The sequence below is a fragment of the Burkholderia mycopellens genome, from assembly GCF_964265025.1.
Taxonomy (GTDB): domain Bacteria; phylum Pseudomonadota; class Gammaproteobacteria; order Burkholderiales; family Burkholderiaceae; genus Burkholderia.
This window is the reverse complement of record NZ_OZ183802.1, coordinates 586,624-606,793: the sequence shown is the minus strand read 5'-3', so window position 1 is coordinate 606,793 and position 20,170 is coordinate 586,624. Positions and strand designations below refer to the sequence as shown.

Below are 20,170 nucleotides of genomic sequence, written 5' to 3'. Positions count from 1 at the left end.
TTGTTACCTTTCCTTTACCGCAGCTTGAGGGTGGTCAGACCGAACAGGCACAGCATCAGCGTGATGATCCAGAAACGCACGACCACCTGCGTTTCCTTCCAGCCGGACAATTCGAAATGGTGATGCAGCGGCGCCATCTTCAGCAGACGCCGCCCTTCGCCGTAGCGCTTCTTCGTGTACTTGAACCACGAAACCTGCAGCATCACCGACAGCGTTTCCGCGACGAAGATGCCGCCCATGATGAACAGCACGATTTCCTGGCGCACGATCACCGCGACCGTGCCGAGCGCGCCGCCGAGCGCCAGCGCGCCGACGTCACCCATGAACACCTGCGCGGGGTGCGTGTTGTACCAGAGGAACGCGAGCCCTGCCCCACCCATCGCGGAACAGAAGATCAGCAGTTCGCCCGCGCCGGGAATGTGCGGGAACAGCAGGTATTTTGAATAGACCGCGCTGCCCATCACGTACGCGAACACACCCAGCGACGCACCGACCAGCACGACCGGCATGATCACGAGGCCGTCGAGGCCGTCGGTCAGGTTCACCGCGTTGCTCGCGCCGACGATCACGAAGTACGTCAGCACGATGAAGCCCCACACGCCGAGCGGGTAGCTGATCGACTTCAGGAACGGCAGCATCAGGTCGGCGCGTGCCGGCAGTCCCATCGACAGGCCGCTGCGCACCCACGCCATGAACAGGTCGAACACGCGCACGTTGTTCGCCTCGGACACGCTGAAGGCGAGGTAGACGGCCGCGAACAGCCCGATCACCGACTGCCAGAAATACTTCTCGCGCGACGACATCCCGCGCGGGTCCTTGTGGACGACCTTGCGGTAATCGTCGACCCAGCCGATCACGCCGAAACCGAACGTGACGAGCATCACGATCCAGATGAAACGGTTCGTCAGGTCGCCCCACAGCAGCGTCGCGACCGCGATGCCGATCAGGATCAGCACGCCGCCCATCGTCGGCGTGCCGGACTTGACCAGGTGCGTCTGCGGACCGTCCTTGCGCACGGCCTGACCGACCTTCATTTGCGTCAGCTTGCGGATCACCCACGGTCCGCACACGAGCCCGATCCCCAGCGCGGTGATGGTGGCCATCACCGCCCGGAACGTGAGGTACGTGAACAAGCGCAAAAAGCTTGCGTCTCCTTGCAGCCATTGCGCCAGCGCCAGCAGCATGCTTCCTTCCTTCTACTCAGTGTGCAGCGGGCGCCGTGCCCGCCGCGGGTTGGTTCGTCAGCGCGTCGACCACGCGCTCCATCTTCATGTACCGCGAGCCCTTCACGAGCAGCGTCGCCTGCGCACCGTAGCCCGCCGCGAGCAGGGCTTCGACCAGCGTGCCGACGTCGCCGAAATGGCGGGCCGTGTCGCCGTATGCCGTGCAGGCATCGCGCGACGCGTCGCCGAGCGCGAACAGCGCGTCGATCCCGCGCTCGCGCGCGTAGGCGCCGACCTCGCGATGAAAGGCCGGCCCTTCGTCGCCGACCTCGCCCATGTCGCCGATCACCAGCACGCGCGGTGCCGGTTGCACGGCGAGCACGTCGATCGCGGCACGCATCGAATCGGGATTCGCGTTGTACGTATCGTCGACGACCGTTGCACCCGCGAGGCTGCCTGCAATCGCCTGCTTCACCTGCAGCCGGCCCTTGACCGGCTCGAACGATTCGAGGCCCTGCTTGATCGCCGACAGCGCAACGCCGGCGCCCAGCGCCGCGGCCGTCGCGGCCAGCGCGTTGCGCGCGTTGTGCTCGCCGAGCGCGCGCAACCGCACCGTGACGGTGCCCGCGGGCGTGTCGATCGCGAGTTCGCCGCCGTGCAGGCGGCCCGTGACCTGCGCGCCGTTCTGCCGTTCGGCATCGTGCAGCGCGAAATCGAGGATCCGGTTGCCGGTCGCCGCGACGCGCCAGATGCCCGCGTATGCATCGTCGGCCGGGAACACCGCAACGCCGTCCGGCGGCAGCGCGTGAATCACGGCCGCGTGTTCGAGCGCGACGGCTTCGACCGTCGCCATGAATTCCTGGTGCTCGCGTTGCGCGTTGTTGACGAGCGCGACCGTCGGCGCGGTAAGGCGCGCGAGGACTTCGGTTTCGCCCGGATGGTTCATCCCGATCTCGATCACCGCGAGACGATGCGCGGCCGACAGGCGCAGCAGCGTCAGCGGCAGGCCGACATCGTTGTTCAGGTTGCCGGCCGTCGCGAGCCGCGCGTCGGCGCCGACCGCCGCCGCGAAAATCGACGCGATCATTTCCTTGACGGTCGTCTTGCCGTTGCTGCCCGTCACCGCGACGAGCGGCAGCGCGAATCGTTTGCGCCAGCCGTGTGCGAGCGCGCCAAGTGCGGCACGCGTCTCGCCGCCTTCGATCGCCGGCATGGCGACGCCCGCCGGCACGTGCGCGACCAGCGCCGCGGCGGCACCGCGCGCAGCGACGTCGCCGAGGAAGTCGTGCGCATCGAAGCGCTCGCCTTTCAGTGCGACGAACAGGTCGCCGGGGCCGGCCGTGCGGCTGTCCGTCGACACGCGGTCGAACGTGATGGCCGCGTCGCCGTGGACGGTTGCGCCGGGGATCAGGCGGGCGGCTTCGCCGAGACTGAGCATCGTCATTCGGCGCCTCCCTTGCCGTGCGTCGCGCGCGCTGCCAGCGCGAGCCGCGCGTGATCCTGGTCGGAGAACGTGCGCTTCTTGCCCATGATTTCCTGCGTGGCCTCGTGGCCCTTGCCGGCCAGCACGACGACATCCTCGCGTGCGGCGCCGCGCACGGCCTGCAGGATCGCGCTCGCGCGATCCTCGATACGGCGTGCGTGATCGGGCGCGGTCATGCCCGCGACGATCTGGTCGATGATGCGCTGCGGATCCTCGCTGCGCGGGTTGTCGCTCGTGACGACGGTTTCATCGGCGAGCCGCTCCGCGATCGCGCCCATCAGCGGACGCTTCGTCGCATCGCGGTCGCCGCCGCAGCCGAACATGCAGACGAGCCGGCCGCCGCGTGCCGTGGCGATCGGGCGCAGCGCGTCGAGCGTCTTTTCGAGCGCGTCGGGCGTGTGTGCGTAGTCGATCACGACGAGCGGTTCGTCGTTCTGCAGCCGGCCGCCGAGCCGCTGCATCCGGCCGTTGACGGACTCGAGCCGTGCGATCTCGGCGAGCGCCGCGTCGAACGGCACGTCGGCCGCGAGCAGCGAGCCGAGCACCGCGAGCAGGTTGCTGACGTTGAACGTGCCGAGCGTGCCGACCTCGACGTCCGCGTCGCCCCACGACGAACGCAGGCGGAACGCCGTGCCGGTCGCGGTGGCGCGCACGTCGAGCGCGACCAGCTCGCGATCGGCGTCCGGCGCCGGCGCGTCGCCGATCCCGTATGCGATCGTGCGCACGCGGCCAGCCAGTTTCTCGAGCAGGCGCTGTCCGGCTGCATCGTCGCGGTTGACGACCGCCGCACGCAGGCCGCGCCACGCGAACAGCTTCGCCTTCGCGGCCTCGTACGCATCGAACGTGCCGTGATAGTCGAGGTGATCCTGCGTGAGGTTCGTAAACACTGCGACGTCGAAGGCCGTACCGTTCACGCGCCCCTGATGCAGCGCGTGCGACGACACCTCCATCGCCACGGCCTTCGCGCCCGCGTCGCGCAATTGCGCAAGGCTGCGCTGCAATTGCGGCGCATCGGGGGTCGTGAAGCCGGTCGGCACGAGCTGGCCGGGCATCCCGGTGCCGAGCGTGCCGATCACTGCACACGGCTGATGCAGCGCCGTCAGCGCGGTAGCGACCCATTGCGTGCACGAGGTCTTGCCGTTCGTCCCGGTCACACCCACCGTGAGCAGGCTGTCGCTCGGATCACCATACCAGCCGCTGGCGATCTCGCCGGCGAGCTGGTCAAGCGCAGGCACCGCAAGCGCGACAGGAACGGCCGGCGCAGCGGCCAGCCCTTCCGGCTGATACAGCACGGCGGCCGCACCGCGCGCGACGGCGTCGGCCATGAAGGCACGATTGTCTGCCCCGTCGACTGCATACGCGACAAACACGTCGCCAGCCTCGAGGCTGCGCGTGTCGGCATGCAGTTGCGCTGCAGGGGCCACATGCTGACGCAGCCACGCAAGCGCGGCTGCGATCTGCTGATGCGCCGGATGGGAACTGCGAGCGGCGCTCATCGAACAACTCCTGGTGAATTACGCGTCGTGCTGGACACGATCATATGCTTTGCACCGCCACCCGCGGCCAGCTTTTGCGGCCCCGTCGCGGAAGGTGCTGCCGGCGAATCGTCAGACACGACGAGCTGCTTGATCGGCATGTTCGGCGGCACGTTCAGCGCACGCATCGTGTCGCCGGCGATCGCCGAGAATACGGGGCCCGACACCTGGCCGCCGAAGTGGCTGCCGGCGGTCGGCTCGTCGACCGACACCGCGACAACGATGCGCGGATTCGGCATCGGCGCCATCCCGACGAACGACGCACGGTACTTGCGCGTGTAGCCGTGACCTTCATGCTTGTACGCGGTACCGCTCTTGCCGCCGACGCGATAGCCCGGCACGGCCGCATCGGGCGACGTGCCGCCCGGCGCCACCACCGTTTCGAGCATCGCGCGCACTTCGCGCGCGGTGGTCGGGTTGAACACCTGCGTACCCACGACCGGCTGGTTGGGGTCGGTCTTGAAAATGGTCACCGGCATGAGCTCGCCGTCGTGCGCGATCGCCGTATAGGCGCGCGCGAGCTGGAACAGCGACACCGACAGGCCGTAGCCGTACGACATCGTCGCCTGCTCGATGCGGCGCCAGCTCTTCCACGGACGCAGGCGGCCGGCCACCGCGCCCGGGAACCCGACCTTCGGCGCCTGGCCGAGGCCGATGCTCGTATACATATTCCACATTTCCTCAGGCCGCATCGTCATCGCGATCTTCGTCGCGCCGATGTTGCTCGACTTCTGGATCACGCCGCCGACCGTCAACGTGCCGAAGCCCGCGTCGTCGGTGATCGGTGCGCCGTCGAGCACGAAATGCCCGTTGCCCGTCTCGACGAGCGTGTTCGGCGTCACGCGGTGCAGGTCGAGTGCGAGCGACACCGTGAACGGCTTCATGATCGAGCCCGGCTCGAACACGTCGGTCATGATCCGGTTGCGCAACTGTTCGCCCGTCATGCGCGAGCGGTCGTTCGGGTTGTACGTCGGGTAGTTGACGAGTGCGAGCACCTCGCCGGTGCGCACGTCGACGACCATCGCCGCGCCGGCCTTCGCCTTGAACTTCTCGACGGCGGCCTTCAGGTTCGCGTACGCGATGTACTGGATCTTGCTGTCGATCGACAGGTCGACGTCCGTGCCGTTGTGCGGCGGAATCTGCTCGGCGACGTCCTCGACGATGTGCCCCATCCGGTCCTTGATCACGCGACGCACGCCCGACGTGCCGGACAGCATCTTCTGGTCGCCCAGCTCGACGCCCTCCTGCCCTTCGTCCTCGACGTTCGTGAAGCCGATCAGGTGAGCGGTGATCTCGCCTTCCGGATAGAACCGCTTGTATTCGTTGCGCTGATAAATGCCGGGAATGTCGAGCGCGGCGACCTTGTCCGCGACGTCGATCGGCACCTGGCGCTTGACGTAGACGAAGCCCTTGTCTTCTGACAGCTTGACGCGCAGTTCCTTCGGCGTCATGCCGAGGAGCTTGCCGAGCTGGTTGACCTTGTCGGCGTCGAGATCGTCCGGCACTGCGTCGGGAATCGCCCAGATCGCGCGCACGGGCAGGCTCGTCGCGAGTACGAGCCCGTTACGGTCGAGAATCTTGCCGCGCGTCGCCGGCAGCTCGAGCGTGCGCTGGTAGCGGCTTTCGCCCTGCTTCTGGTAGAACGCGTTGCCGGGCCCCTGGATCCAGAACGCGCGCGCGGCCAGCGCGACGAACGCCATGAACAGCAGGAACACGACGAGCTTCGAGCGCCACATCGGCAGATGGACGCCCAGCACGGGGCTCGACGAGAACTTCACGTTCTGGCGCTTCTGGGACGGTTTCATCGCGCGCCCCCCTTGCCCTTGCCAGCCGTGTCCGCCGAAGCCGGGATCGGTGCATCGATCGCCTTCGCGGCGCCCGGCGGCAGCGTCAGGTATTGCGTGCGGCCGGTCGTGATCGGCTGCATCTTCAGCGAATCGTTCGCAAGCTGCTCGATGCGCGACGTCTTCGACAGCGCGCTCTGCTGATATTGAAGCTGCGCGTAGTCCTGCTGGAGCTGACGCTCCTGCGACTGCGCACGCTGCAGCTGGATGAAGATCTGGCGCTGCTGGTTCGTCGAATTGACGACCGACAACGCGCAACCCATCACGATGATCAGCAGGAAGATATTGAAGCGGCTCATGGCGTGACGCGCTCCGCAATGCGCATCACGGCCGAGCGGGCGCGCGGATTCGCGGCAACTTCCGCTTCACTCGGAAACTGGCGGCTGATGATCTTGAGCGGCGGGCTCGGGAGGTCGACGGCACGGATCGGCAGGCGACGATCGACCGCGGGCGCACTCGCGTGCGCCTGCATGAATCGCTTGACGATCCGGTCCTCGAGTGAATGAAAGCTGATGACCACCAGCCGCCCCCCTTGCTCCAGCAACGACAGTGCCGCGTCTAGTACGACTTGCAGGTCCGCAAGCTCTTGATTGACGTGAATCCGTATAGCCTGAAAGGTGCGGGTTGCCGGATCCTTGCCCTTCTCACGGGTTTTGACGACGTGACCCACGATTTGGGCAAGCTCGCCCGTGGTGTCGAGAGGCCCAAGACGGTCGGACTCTGCCCGGCGAGCAACAAGCGCCTTTGCAATCTGAAAAGCAAACCGTTCTTCCCCATAATCCCGTATCACCTCCGTCAATTCCTGCACCGAAGCCCGTGCGAGCCATTCCGCCGCCGACTCGCCGCGCGTCGGATCCATCCGCATGTCCAGCGGACCATCGGCGCGGAAGCTGAAGCCGCGCGCCGGATCGTCCACCTGCGGCGAGGACACGCCCAGGTCAAGCAACACACCCGACACCTTCTCGACGCCGCGCGCCGCAAGCGCGTCGCGCATCGATGCAAAGCTGTCATGCACGATCGAGAAGCGCGCATCCTCGATGCCCTGCGCCGTCTCGATCGCCCTCGGATCCTTGTCGAACGCGATCAGCCGCCCGGCCGACGCCAGCCGCGCGAGCACCGCACGACTATGGCCGCCGCGCCCGAACGTGCCGTCGACATAGATGCCGTCCGGTCGCGTCACGAGCGACTCGACCGCTTCGTCCAGCAACACGGTCCGATGCTGCAATTCGTTTCCCATCGCGGGCGTCTCCGTCACCGCAATCAGAACGTGAAATTCTTCAGCGCATCGGGCATGCCCTGCGCCATCGCTGCCTGCTCCTTCGCGTTGTAGGTCTGCGAATCCCACAGCTCGAAGTGACTACCCATTCCCAACAACATGACTTCCTTTTCCAGTCCGGCTGCCATGCGCAGCTCGGGCGATACGAGAATCCGGCCCGCGCTGTCGAGATCGACATCCATCGCATTGCCGAGAAAAATGCGCCGCCACCAGTGCGCGTCCATCGGCAGCGCGGCGATCTTGGCGCGGAATACTTCCCATTCGGGGCGCGGAAACAGCAACAGGCAGCCGTCCGGGTGCTTGGTCACAGTCACCCGTCCTTCTGCCTGTCCTTGCAGCGCTTCGCGATAGCGAGCCGGCACCGACATCCGCCCTTTCGCATCGAGCGTCAGCGCCGACGCCCCTTGGAACACTTTCCGCTCTCCCGTTCAGGGCACCGAAGCACCCGCTCCATGCTGAGAATTTAGCCGGAATAGCCCGCCAAATCACACAAAAATACACTTTCTCACACTGCTTCCCACTTTAGAGGAAGGGTGTGGCACGGTCAAGGGAGCGGCCCGCTTTTTTGACGAATTTTGTTAGTTAGAACAAGGACTTACGCGCACATGCTCATACGCCCCCTCATTCCAAAAACCGTTATAAATGAATGAGCTAGTGCAACTTGTGAAGGTGATACGTGAGAAAGACGGGCCAGACGGGTGTGCGGACGGGGCTTTCGGGGGCGGGAAAACGCGGAATAAACGGGCGGTATCAGCGGCGGGGAACCGGGGCGACGTCACGCATCGCCCCGGTGCGAATCTTACAGATAGTACGCAGTGCTCGTCATGACTTTCGACGCGGCGCGCATCAGCATTCGCGCGGGCAGCGGCAGTTCGATCCCGCCAGCGTCGGCCGCGGCCTTGCCGTGTTTCACTTCGTCGATACGCATCTGGTCGACGATCGCACGCGACGCGGTATCGGCCGCCGGCAACTCGGACATGTGGCCTTCGAGATGACTCTCGACCTGCCGCTCGGTCTCGGCCATGAAGCCGAGGCTGACTTTGTCGCCGAGCGCGCCGGCCGCCACGCCGATCGCGAGCGAACCTGCATACCAGAGCGGGTTCAGCAGGCTCGGGCGCGAGTCGAGCTCCTTCAGGCGGTGTGCGGTCCACGCGAGGTGGTCCTCCTCCTCGCGCGCGGCCTCTTCGAACATTGCCTTCGCCGACGCCGTGCGCGCAGTGAGCTTCTGCGCCTGGTAGAGCGCCTGCGCGCACACCTCGCCGACGTGGTTCACGCGCATCAGCCCGGCGGCATGCGTACGCTCCGCCGGCGTCAGCTCGACGGTCGGCGCCTCTGCCGGCGCAGGCACCGGCCGGCTCATCCGGCTAATGCCGGTCAGCGATCGCAGGCCGCGATCGAATTCGCTGATCAGTTCATCAAACACCATCCTGTTCTCCTGGCTGCAGGTGCTGCCGCGAGCGGCAAGGGCACGAGTCCGCTGCGTAACCGACTTGATTATTCAGCGGAAATTGCGGTTAACCCGTGATTTTAACCATTGTTGCATAAAGGAAACATGGCGACCTTGAGCTGCGGCATTTCGCTTTGTGGCAAAAAACGGTTTTGCTACATTACGTGCGACTTCTTGCGAAGTTGCTGGGGCCCGTCGACAGAACATAACTATCCGCCCCGCCAGAAAAATTCAGTGAATTTTGGAGATCCGTTAATGAAAAAGTCGCTTCTCGCGCTCGTCGCGCTGGGCGCGTTCGCTGGCGCTGCCCATGCGCAAAGCAGCGTGACGCTTTACGGCATCATCGATGAAGGCCTGCTCTTCAACAACAACGCAGGCGGCAAGCACCTCTACAGCATGGCCAGCGGCGTGATGCAAGGCAGCCGCTTCGGCATGCGCGGCACCGAAGACCTCGGTGGCGGCCTGAAGGCGATCTTCACCCTCGAAAACGGTTTCGACGTGAACAGCGGCAAGCTCGGTCAGGGCGGCCTGATGTTCGGTCGCCAGGCTTACGTCGGCCTGTCGAGTCAGTACGGTACCGTCACGCTGGGTCGCCAGTACGACTCCGTCGTCGACTTCGTCGGCCCGCTCGAGGCAGGTGACCAGTGGGGTGGCTACATCGCCGCTCACCCGGGTGACCTCGACAACTTCAACAACGCCTATCGCGTGAACAATGCGGTCAAGTTCACGAGCCAGAGCTACGGCGGCTTCACGTTCGGCGGCTTGTACAGCTTCGGCGGTCAGGCAGGCCAGTTCTCGAAGAACCAGGTCTGGTCGCTCGGCGCAGGCTACAACAACGGCCCGCTGGTCTTGGGCGTCGGTTACTTGAACGCACGTACGCCGAACCAGTTCGGCGGCATGTTCAACAACGGTTCCACGTCTTCGTCGGTCTCGTCGCCGGTCTACGGCGCGTACGCGAACAACGCGAACACGTACCAGGTCATCGGTGCAGGCGGCGCCTACACGTTCGGCGCAGCGACGATCGGCGCGACGTACTCGAACGTCAAGTTCAAGGGCTTCTCGGCAGGCCCGTTCGTGAACCAGACGGCGACGTTCAACAACGGCGAAATCAACTTCAAGTATCAGTTGACCCCGGCGTTGATTCTGGGCGCAGCGTACGACTACACGCAAGGCAGCAAGATCGACGGCAACTCGGCAGCCAAGTACCATCAAGGCTCGGTGGGTGTCGACTACTTCCTGTCGAAGCGCACCGACGTCTACGCGATCGGCGTGTACCAGCATGCATCGGGCAACGTGCTCGACTCGGACGGCGACGTCCTGAAGGCAACGGCAGCGATCAACGGTCTCGCGGGTTCGAGCTCCGCCAACCAGGTCGCCGCACGCGTCGGCATCCGTCACAAGTTCTAATCAGCTTGCCTGACAAGCCGCTGCATATTGAAGGCGCCTTCGGGCGCCTTTTTCTTTTCCGGTCGATGCCGTTGCAAATCTGGCGCGCGGCGAATCGTACCGGCTGCGACCCGCTGTTCGCGGGGCACCGTGCCGTCTCTGCTGCGTCGAAACGCACTGCCACCGCCACAAGGCCATTCCGGACGCGAACTCGTTCGGAAACAGCCTCGTCCGGGCCGCACCGCAAACGAAAAGCCCGGCACAAGCCGGGCTTTTCGTTCCGATCGACCGCCGTTATGCGCGTCCGTCGCGCAGTTCGCGCCGCAGGATCTTGCCGACGTTCGTTTTCGGCAGTTCCGTACGGAACTCGACCAGCTTCGGCCGCTTGTAGCCGGTGAGCCGCTCCTTGCAGTAGGCGAGGATGTCCTTGTCGGTGAGCGCCGGGTCCTTCTTCACGATGAACAGCTTCACGGCTTCGCCGGAATGCTCGTCGGGCACGCCGACCGCCGCCACCTCGAACACGCCCGGATGCGACGCGACCACGTCCTCGACTTCGTTCGGATACACGTTGAAGCCCGATACGAGGATCATGTCCTTCTTCCGGTCGACGATCTTCACGTAACCTCGCGCATCCATCACGCCGACGTCGCCCGTCTTGAAGAAGCCGTCCGCGAACATGACCTTCTCGGTCTCGTCCGGCCGGTTCCAGTAGCCGGCCATCACCTGCGGCCCGCGGATGCAGATTTCGCCGGGTTCGCCGAGCGCGGCATCGTTGCCCGCATCGTCGCGAATCGCCACTTCGGTCGACGGCAGCGGCAAGCCGATCGTCCCGCTGTACTCGGTCGCCGTCACCGGGTTGCAAGTCGCCACCGGCGACGTTTCGGACAGCCCGTAGCCTTCGATAATCGCCGTATGGGTCTTTTCGTACCAGCGTTTCGCGACACCTTCCTGGATCGCCATGCCACCGCCGTTGGCGATCACGAGCTTCGACAGGTCGAGCTGATTGAATTCGGGGTGGTTCAGCAGTGCGTTGTACAGCGTGTTGACCGCCGGGATCGTCGAGATCTGGTAGCCCTTCAGTTCCTTGATCATGCCGGTGATGTCGCGCGGATTCGGGATCAGGATGCCCATGCCGCCGGTACGCAGCGTCAGGAAACCGCAGACGGTCAGCGCGAACACGTGATACAGCGGCAGCGCGACAACGGTCACGAACTGTTTCACCTCCGGAAACTTCTCGTGAGCCGGATGATGCCAGGCACCCGCCTGCAACACGTTCGACACGATGTTCCGGTGCAGCAGCGTCGCCCCCTTGGCCACGCCGGTCGTACCGCCCGTGTACTGCAGGAACGCGACGTCATCGGGGCCGATCTTCTGCGCCTTGAATGCCTGGCGTGCACCTTCCGACAGCGCGGCCTTGAAGCGCGTGAACGACGGCAGCTGCCAGGCAGGCACCATCTTCTTGACGTTGCGCACGACGTAGTTGACGAGCCATCCCTTGATGCCCAGCAGATCGCCCATCGATGCGACGACGACGTGCTTGACACCCGTATTCGCGATGACGGCCTGCAGCGTCGACGCGAAATTCTCGAGGATGACGATCGCCTCCGCACCGCTGTCCTTCAGCTGATGCTCGAGCTCGCGCGGCGTATAGAGCGGGTTGACGTTGACGACGGTGTAGCCCGCGCGCAGTACCGCGGCGATCGCCACGGGGTATTGCAGCACGTTCGGCATCATGATCGCGACGCGCGCCCCGCGCGCGAGCCCGCGCGATTGCAGCCACGCACCGAACTGGCGCGACAGCGTGTCGAGTTCGCCGTATGTGATGCCCTTGCCCATGCAGACGAACGCCGTGCGGTCGCGGTACTGCCGGAAGCTTTCGTCGAGCAGGTCCGGGACAGAGGGATAAGGAGACGCGTCAATTTCGGCTGGAACGCCGGGCGGGTACGATTTCAGCCAAATTTTATCCATACTGCCCGTCTCCTCACAGATTTTCGAATGGTCGTGCTAAAACGCATCGTAACGGCTCGCTCGCCCCGAGACAACAGGGTTAGATGTCCACTTCGAACTTCCGTGGAAAATCGTCCGATCATACGGCGATATCCGATCAAGTGCGTTCAACTTCCACAAGGCAATCGTAGAACGTCGCCGAATTGCCAAGATCGGTGAGCGCCTGGCTCGTCACTTCATTCGCGTTTCTGCCGTCCGGTGACAGCTTCTTCCACCAGATCGATAGCCCGACGACGAGCCCTGCGCGTGCGCGATCGGTAATTCTCGCGCGCGCCTGCATCGATCCGCGGTCGTTGAAGATGCGAACGACGTCACCTTCAGCGATGCCGCGCGCATCGGCGTCAGACGGGTGGATGTCGAGATGCGGCTCACCTTCGGTATGCCGCAAGCTGTCGACGTTCACGAACGTACTGTTCAGGAAGTGGCGCGCCGGCGGAGAAATCATCGCGAGCGGATAGCGTGCGGCGAGCTCGGGTGCGGCCTCGGCCGATTCGAACGGCGGCAGGTAGTCGGGCACGGGATCCACGCCCATCTGCTCGAGCCGCGGGCTGTCGAACTCACACTTGCCGGACGGCGTACGGAAACCGCCGTTCGCGAACGGCGCCTCCGGCAGCTTGAGCTTCAGCCAGCCGGCGCGCTTCAGCGTGTCCCAGTCGCTGTCGAGCACCGGATCGTCCCAGCGGAGCGCCGCACGCGCGACCTCTTCGTCGCTGTGATAAAGCGCGGGTTCTTCCAGCCCGATGCTGCGCGCGATGCCTCGGAAGATCTCCGTATTCGGCCGCGCCTCTCCCACCGGAGGAATCGACGGCAGGTTCGCCATCACGTAGGTGTGGCCGTACGACTTGTGGATGTCCAGATGCTCGAGCTGCGTGGTTGCCGGCAACACAATGTCGGCGAAATCGACGGTATCCGTCTTGAAATGCTCAAGAACGACCGTGAACAGATCGTCACGCGCGAACCCCGCCGCGACCTTCGAGGAGTCCGGCGCAACCGCCACCGGGTTCGAGTTGTACACGATCACCGCTTCGACTTTCGGCCCGAAGGTTGCATCGCCCGGGTGCAAAAGCGCGTCGCCGATTGCGTTCATGTTGATGATGCGCGGCAGCTTGTGAGGCCAACCCGGCATCAAATCCGGACGCAGCAGCGCCGCCTGGTTGACCGGTGCGAATTCCGACGACGACAGCAGCAGCCCGCCGGCCCGATCCCGCCACGCGCCCGTCAACGCCGGCAGGCTTGCGATCGCGCGGACGGCGTTGCCGCCGCCGCGGACGCGCTGCATGCCGTAGTTGAGGCGGATCGATGCCTTGCGGGTAGCACCGTAGCGACGCGCAAGGTCGATCAGTTCCGACACGTCGATGCCGCAGATCTGCGCAACGCGTGCCGGCGGATAGGACATCGCCCGTTCCTTGAGCGCGTCGAAGCCGAGCGTATGGCTGGCGATGTACTCGTGATCGAGCAGGTCTTCGGTAATCAGCACATGCATCATGCCGAGTGCGAATGCGCCGTCGGTGCCTGGTTTCAACGCGATGTGTTGGTGACACTTCTCCGCTGTCAGCGAACGGTACGGGTCGATGGCGACAAGGCGTGCGCCTCGGCGCTTCGCTTCCTGCGCGCGCGTCCAGAAGTGCAGGCTCGATGCGATCGGGTTTGCTCCCCAAATCAGAATCAGCTCGCTTTCCTCGAAATACTCGAGGTGCATGCCGAGACTACCGCCATAGGTGTAACGCAACCCCGCTGCACCGGCCGCTGCACAAATCGTGCGCTCGAGCCGCGAGGCGCCGAGCTTGTGAAAGAACCGCTGGGCGATGCCCTCCCCCTGCACAAGCCCCATCGTCCCCGCATAGCTGTACGGCACGATCGCTTCGGGTGCGCGCGCAGCGATTTCACCGAGACGAAGGCCGATCTCGTCGAATGCCTCGTCCCAGCTGATCGGTACGAAATGCCCTTCCCCTTTCGCGCCGATGCGCTTGAGCGGGACGGTGAGGCGGTCGGGGTGATGAACGCGATCGGCGTATCGGCTGACTTTCGTGCACAACACGCCTTGTGTCGGCGGATGGTCGGGATCGCCCGTGACCTTGATCGCCTTGCCGTTTTCGACAGTCACGCGCATTGCGCACGTGTCCGGACAATCGTGCGGGCAAACGGCCCGGGCTACCTGAATGGCGGCGTTCATCGTTTTAAGTGCCGAGATGGGGATTCGCAAATTTTACGTGGACACGCCGAATAAAGCGTTCATTTCGTACGGGTTCTGAGGTATTTGGCTGAAAGGCGATGGGAGGAATTGGGGGGCGGTGGTTCGGTGCGTCGCCTGCAGGGACTTGCATGGCCGACCGGACATTCATTGTCGGCGATGGAAAGCGGATCTCGCGCGACGCGCGGCAATCGACACCTTGGGGAGGGAAATGGAAGCTTTTGATCGGAGATACGATCAATAAACCACATGAACGCGAATGATACGGGCCATTTAGCGAACCGGGATCCGGGCGCGCAGCGCTGCGGATTGCTCGAGAACGGCGGGGGCCTCAATCAGCGCATTCGTCGCCCCAGCTCCAGCCAGGCCGTCTATCCCGATCGCCGTGCATTTCCGCCGCTGAAATGCAAAAACCCCCGCCTTTCGGGCGGGGGTTTCTGGCTAAGGGAGCCTGACGATTACCTACTTTCACACGGGAATCCGCACTATCATCGGCGTAGAGTCGTTTCACGGTCCTGTTCGGGATGGGAAGGGGTGGGACCGACTCGCTATGGTCATCAGGCAAAGGGGGTTGTTGTGCTGGCTTCGCAGCACAACCAATCTGGGAAGAAGCAGTAATTGAGGTTGTGTGTATCACACACGAGAATCCAACCAGTCCGACGCGCTGTAATCAGCGCGAAACAGACTTGTTATAGGATCAAGCCTTACGGGCAATTAGTATCAGTTAGCTGAACGCATTACTGCGCTTACACACCTGACCTATCAACGTCCTGGTCTCGAACGACCCTTCAAGGGGATCTAGTCCCCAGGGATATCTCATCTTAAGGCGAGTTTCCCGCTTAGATGCTTTCAGCGGTTATCTCTTCCGAACATAGCTACCCGGCGATGCCACTGGCGTGACAACCGGTACACCAGAGGTTCGTCCACTCCGGTCCTCTCGTACTAGGAGCAGCCCCCTTCAAATATCCAACGCCCACGGCAGATAGGGACCAAACTGTCTCACGACGTTTTAAACCCAGCTCACGTACCTCTTTAAATGGCGAACAGCCATACCCTTGGGACCGGCTACAGCCCCAGGATGAGATGAGCCGACATCGAGGTGCCAAACACCGCCGTCGATATGAACTCTTGGGCGGTATCAGCCTGTTATCCCCAGAGTACCTTTTATCCGTTGAGCGATGGCCCTTCCATACAGAACCACCGGATCACTATGACCTGCTTTCGCACCTGCTCGACTTGTCGGTCTCGCAGTTAAGCACGCTTATGCCATTGCACTATCAGCACGATTTCCGACCGTACCTAGCGTACCTTCGTACTCCTCCGTTACGCTTTGGGAGGAGACCGCCCCAGTCAAACTGCCTACCATGCACTGTCCCCGACCCGGATCACGGGCCAAGGTTAGAACCTCAAACAAACCAGGGTGGTATTTCAAGGACGGCTCCACCGAAACTAGCGTTCCGGTTTCATAGCCTCCCACCTATCCTACACAGATCGGTTCAAAGTCCAATGCAAAGCTACAGTAAAGGTTCATGGGGTCTTTCCGTCTAGCCGCGGGTAGATTGCATCATCACAAACACTTCAACTTCGCTGAGTCTCGGGAGGAGACAGTGTGGCCATCGTTACGCCATTCGTGCAGGTCGGAACTTACCCGACAAGGAATTTCGCTACCTTAGGACCGTTATAGTTACGGCCGCCGTTTACCGGGACTTCAATCAAGAGCTTGCACCCCATCATTTAATCTTCCGGCACCGGGCAGGCGTCACACCCTATACGTCCACTTTCGTGTTTGCAGAGTGCTGTGTTTTTATTAAACAGTCGCAGCCACCAGTTTATTGCAACCCCTTCACCCTTTGCGCGCAGGCGCATCAAGCTACAAGGGCGTACCTTATCCCGAAGTTACGGTACCAATTTGCCGAGTTCCTTCTCCCGAGTTCTCTCAAGCGCCTTAGAATACTCATCTCGCCCACCTGTGTCGGTTTGCGGTACGGTCATCGTTAGACTGAAGCTTAGAGGCTTTTCTTGGAACCACTTCCAATTGCTTCGCTCCCTAAGGAGCTCGCGCCACACCCTTGAATTACGCGCCCGGATTTGCCTAAGCGCCTTCTCCAATGCAGCGACCGGGACTTCCAACACCCGGACAACCTTCCGCGATCCGTCCCCCCATCGCATCTAACAATGGTGCAGGAATATTGACCTGCTTCCCATCAGCTACGCATTTCTGCCTCGCCTTAGGGGCCGACTCACCCTACGCCGATGAACGTTGCGTAGGAAACCTTGGGCTTACGGCGAGGGGGCCTTTCACCCCCTTTATCGCTACTCATGTCAGCATTCGCACTTCCGATACCTCCAGCACGCTTTTCAACGCACCTTCGCAGGCTTACGGAACGCTCTCCTACCATGCGTGCTAAGCACGCATCCGCAGCTTCGGTATATAGCTTAGCCCCGTTACATCTTCCGCGCAGGACGACTCGATCAGTGAGCTATTACGCTTTCTTTAAAGGGTGGCTGCTTCTAAGCCAACCTCCTGACTGTTTTAGCCTTCCCACTTCGTTTCCCACTTAGCTATATTTGGGGACCTTAGCTGGCGGTCTGGGTTGTTTCCCTCTTGACACCGGACGTTAGCACCCGATGTCTGTCTCCCGTGATTGCACTCTTCGGTATTCGGAGTTTGCTATGGCGGGGTAATCTGCAATAGACCCCCCAACCATGACAGTGCTCTACCCCCGAAGGTGAGACACGAGGCACTACCTAAATAGTTTTCGGAGAGAACCAGCTATTTCCAAGTTTGTTTAGCCTTTCACCCCTATCCACAGCTCATCCCCTAACTTTTCAACGTTAGTGGGTTCGGACCTCCAGTACGTGTTACCGCACCTTCATCCTGGCCATGGATAGATCACTTGGTTTCGGGTCTACGCCCAGCAACTGAACGCCCTATTCGGACTCGCTTTCGCTACGCCTGCCCTATACGGTTAAGCTTGCTACTGAACGTAAGTCGCTGACCCATTATACAAAAGGTACGCCGTCACCCCTTTCGAGGCTCCGACTGTTTGTATGCATGCGGTTTCAGGATCTATTTCACTCCCCTCCCGGGGTTCTTTTCGCCTTTCCCTCACGGTACTGGTTCACTATCGGTCGATCACGAGTATTTAGCCTTGGAGGATGGTCCCCCCATCTTCAGACAGGATTTCACGTGTCCCGCCCTACTTGTCGCACACCTAGTTCTTTCATACTGTTTTCGCCTACAGGGCTATCACCTGCTATGGCCGCACTTTCCAGAGCGTTCGGCTAACAATACAAATAAAGAGTGCAAGGCTCATCCCATTTCGCTCGCCACTACTTTGGGAATCTCGGTTGATTTCTTTTCCTGCGGTTACTTAGATGTTTCAGTTCACCGCGTTCGCTTCACTAGACCTATGTATTCAGTCTAGGATGACCCAAAAGGGCCGGGTTTCCCCATTCGGACATCTACGGATCAAAGCTCGTTTGCCAGCTCCCCGTAGCTTTTCGCAGGCTACCGCGTCCTTCATCGCCTGTGATCGCCAAGGCATCCACCACATGCACTTGTTCGCTTGACCCTATAACGAGTCTGTCTCGTTACAGGTTGAGTTCTCGCGTTGTGCCGTATTCCAATTGAGTCAAACATAGAGTTCGAATCATCTTGAGATACATCGATACAATCACAACCCGGATAACTTCCACGTCCATCTCAAGACGCTTCCGCTATCCAAATTACTTACTTCTTCCAGATTGTTAAAGAACGACAGCCGATATGGTTTTACTCATATCACTCTGACTGGCTCAATCGCCAATGGCAAATGCTCGTCTCACACGTCACTTTCGTGTGATCCAAACGCTTCCCATTGAAGATTGGTGGAGGCAGACGGGATCGAACCGACGACCCCCTGCTTGCAAAGCAGGTGCTCTCCCAGCTGAGCTATGCCCCCATGAGTACAGATTGCCTCAGGTGTTACCGCCAGACAATGGTGGGTCTGGTTGGATTCGAACCAACGACCCCCGCCTTATCAAGACGGTGCTCTAACCGACTGAGCTACAGACCCCTGAGTCTGTCTTTAAATTTACAGCCGATAAGCGTGAGCGCTCAACTTCGCGAGATAGCTCTGGAAAGGAGGTGATCCAGCCGCACCTTCCGATACGGCTACCTTGTTACGACTTCACCCCAGTCATGAATCCTACCGTGGTGACCGTCCTCCTTGCGGTTAGACTAGCCACTTCTGGTAAAACCCACTCCCATGGTGTGACGGGCGGTGTGTACAAGACCCGGGAACGTATTCACCGCGGCATGCTGATCCGCGATTACTAGCGATTCCAGCTTCATGCACTCGAGTTGCAGAGTGCAATCCGGACTACGATCGGTTTTCTGGGATTAGCTCCCCCTCGCGGGTTGGCAACCCTCTGTTCCGACCATTGTATGACGTGTGAAGCCCTACCCATAAGGGCCATGAGGACTTGACGTCATCCCCACCTTCCTCCGGTTTGTCACCGGCAGTCTCCTTAGAGTGCTCTTGCGTAGCAACTAAGGACAAGGGTTGCGCTCGTTGCGGGACTTAACCCAACATCTCACGACACGAGCTGACGACAGCCATGCAGCACCTGTGCGCCGGTTCTCTTTCGAGCACTCCCACCTCTCAGCGGGATTCCGACCATGTCAAGGGTAGGTAAGGTTTTTCGCGTTGCATCGAATTAATCCACATCATCCACCGCTTGTGCGGGTCCCCGTCAATTCCTTTGAGTTTTAATCTTGCGACCGTACTCCCCAGGCGGTCAACTTCACGCGTTAGCTACGTTACTAAGGAAATGAATCCCCAACAACTAGTTGACATCGTTTAGGGCGTGGACTACCAGGGTATCTAATCCTGTTTGCTCCCCACGCTTTCGTGCATGAGCGTCAGTATTGGCCCAGGGGGCTGCCTTCGCCATCGGTATTCCTCCACATCTCTACGCATTTCACTGCTACACGTGGAATTCTACCCCCCTCTGCCATACTCTAGCCTGCCAGTCACCAATGCAGTTCCCAGGTTGAGCCCGGGGATTTCACATCGGTCTTAGCAAACCGCCTGCGCACGCTTTACGCCCAGTAATTCCGATTAACGCTTGCACCCTACGTATTACCGCGGCTGCTGGCACGTAGTTAGCCGGTGCTTATTCTTCCGGTACCGTCATCCCCCGACTGTATTAGAGCCAAGGATTTCTTTCCGGACAAAAGTGCTTTACAACCCGAAGGCCTTCTTCACACACGCGGCATTGCTGGATCAGGCTTTCGCCCATTGTCCAAAATTCCCCACTGCTGCCTCCCGTAGGAGTCTGGGCCGTGTCTCAGTCCCAGTGTGGCTGGTCGTCCTCTCAGACCAGCTACTGATCGTCGCCTTGGTAGGCCTTTACCCCACCAACTAGCTAATCAGCCATCGGCCAACCCTATAGCGCGAGGCCCGAAGGTCCCCCGCTTTCATCCGTAGATCGTATGCGGTATTAATCCGGCTTTCGCCGGGCTATCCCCCACTACAGGACATGTTCCGATGTATTACTCACCCGTTCGCCACTCGCCACCAGGTGCAAGCACCCGTGCTGCCGTTCGACTTGCATGTGTAAGGCATGCCGCCAGCGTTCAATCTGAGCCAGGATCAAACTCTTCAGTTTAAACCTGTTACTGTTTTCGGTTCTTTCGAACCGGTCGCTCACTCAAAGCTGACAGGAATATGAATTGCTTCATAAACCTGACTTACTTTAGTGTGAGACTCTTGATACTTTTGCTATCTGATCCGAGGATCAGCTCGCTTCCATCAAGCGCCCACACTTATCGGCTGTTAATTTTTAAAGAGC

The 20,170-nt window shown here is 61.5% G+C and carries 11 protein-coding genes, 2 tRNA genes and 3 rRNA genes; 1 reads left to right on the top strand and 15 read right to left on the bottom strand.

What is annotated here, in order from left to right; genetic code table 11:
* Positions 1–14: 14 nt before the first annotated feature.
* From mraY to coq7, 8 genes are all read right to left on the bottom strand, one after another.
* Positions 15–1,184, bottom strand: coding sequence for a phospho-N-acetylmuramoyl-pentapeptide-transferase (gene mraY / locus ACPTTC_RS02915; RefSeq protein WP_006477019.1), 1,170 nt, complete (start codon positions 1,182–1,184; stop codon positions 15–17).
* A gap of 16 nt (positions 1,185–1,200) precedes the next feature.
* Positions 1,201–2,607 (bottom strand): UDP-N-acetylmuramoyl-tripeptide--D-alanyl-D-alanine ligase, encoded by a 1,407-nt coding sequence (locus ACPTTC_RS02910; RefSeq protein WP_423391502.1) that lies wholly within the window; start codon positions 2,605–2,607, stop codon positions 1,201–1,203.
* Positions 2,604–4,142, bottom strand: a complete 1,539-nt coding sequence (locus tag ACPTTC_RS02905; protein WP_423391501.1) for a UDP-N-acetylmuramoyl-L-alanyl-D-glutamate--2,6-diaminopimelate ligase — start codon at positions 4,140–4,142, stop codon at positions 2,604–2,606. The genes ACPTTC_RS02910 and ACPTTC_RS02905 overlap by 4 nt, the downstream gene beginning before the upstream one ends.
* Positions 4,139–5,986, bottom strand: a complete 1,848-nt coding sequence (locus ACPTTC_RS02900) for a peptidoglycan D,D-transpeptidase FtsI family protein (RefSeq protein WP_175971420.1) — start codon at positions 5,984–5,986, stop codon at positions 4,139–4,141. Before ACPTTC_RS02900 ends, ACPTTC_RS02905 begins: the two co-directional genes overlap by 4 nt.
* Entirely contained in the window at positions 5,983–6,324 is a 342-nt protein-coding gene (ftsL, locus tag ACPTTC_RS02895; RefSeq protein WP_009694564.1) for a cell division protein FtsL, read from the bottom strand. Before ftsL ends, ACPTTC_RS02900 begins: the two co-directional genes overlap by 4 nt.
* Positions 6,321–7,262 (bottom strand): 16S rRNA (cytosine(1402)-N(4))-methyltransferase RsmH, encoded by a 942-nt coding sequence (rsmH, locus tag ACPTTC_RS02890; RefSeq protein ID WP_226195293.1) that lies wholly within the window; start codon positions 7,260–7,262, stop codon positions 6,321–6,323. Before rsmH ends, ftsL begins: the two co-directional genes overlap by 4 nt.
* A 23-nt stretch (positions 7,263–7,285) precedes the next feature.
* Positions 7,286–7,714: a division/cell wall cluster transcriptional repressor MraZ gene (gene mraZ / locus ACPTTC_RS02885; RefSeq protein WP_006487094.1), complete on the bottom strand. Its 429-nt coding sequence runs from the start codon at positions 7,712–7,714 to the stop codon at positions 7,286–7,288.
* A gap of 386 nt (positions 7,715–8,100) precedes the next feature.
* The gene (gene coq7, locus ACPTTC_RS02880) at positions 8,101–8,727 is read right to left on the bottom strand and encodes a 2-polyprenyl-3-methyl-6-methoxy-1,4-benzoquinone monooxygenase (protein WP_175955514.1); all 627 of its coding nucleotides are present in this window, start codon (positions 8,725–8,727) and stop codon (positions 8,101–8,103) included.
* A 276-nt stretch (positions 8,728–9,003) separates the two neighbouring features.
* Between coq7 and ACPTTC_RS02875 the strand changes: the two genes are divergently transcribed.
* Complete coding sequence (locus ACPTTC_RS02875) at positions 9,004–10,155, top strand: porin (protein ID WP_226195291.1); 1,152 nt, start codon at positions 9,004–9,006, stop codon at positions 10,153–10,155.
* A 273-nt stretch (positions 10,156–10,428) separates the two neighbouring features.
* On the opposite strand, the gene ACPTTC_RS02870 is transcribed toward ACPTTC_RS02875, so the two are convergent.
* The 7 genes from ACPTTC_RS02870 to ACPTTC_RS02840 all read right to left on the bottom strand — a co-directional run bounded on the left by ACPTTC_RS02870 (position 10,429) and on the right by ACPTTC_RS02840 (position 19,987).
* Complete coding sequence (locus ACPTTC_RS02870) at positions 10,429–12,102, bottom strand: long-chain fatty acid--CoA ligase (RefSeq protein ID WP_423391500.1); 1,674 nt, start codon at positions 12,100–12,102, stop codon at positions 10,429–10,431.
* A 136-nt stretch (positions 12,103–12,238) separates the two neighbouring features.
* Complete coding sequence (locus ACPTTC_RS02865) at positions 12,239–14,314, bottom strand: molybdopterin-containing oxidoreductase family protein (RefSeq protein WP_423391499.1); 2,076 nt, start codon at positions 14,312–14,314, stop codon at positions 12,239–12,241.
* Positions 14,315–14,781: 467 nt separating this feature from the next.
* Positions 14,782–14,894, bottom strand: a 5S ribosomal RNA gene (rrf, locus tag ACPTTC_RS02860).
* Between the two features lie 131 nt (positions 14,895–15,025).
* Positions 15,026–17,907 (bottom strand): 23S ribosomal RNA (locus ACPTTC_RS02855).
* 293 nt (positions 17,908–18,200) lie between these two features.
* Positions 18,201–18,276 (bottom strand) — tRNA-Ala (locus ACPTTC_RS02850).
* A gap of 37 nt (positions 18,277–18,313) precedes the next feature.
* A tRNA-Ile gene (locus ACPTTC_RS02845) sits at positions 18,314–18,390 on the bottom strand.
* A gap of 64 nt (positions 18,391–18,454) precedes the next feature.
* Positions 18,455–19,987 (bottom strand): 16S ribosomal RNA (locus ACPTTC_RS02840).
* The 16S, 23S and 5S rRNA genes sit together here with 2 tRNA genes alongside, the layout of an rRNA operon.
* Positions 19,988–20,170: the final 183 nt, after the last annotated feature.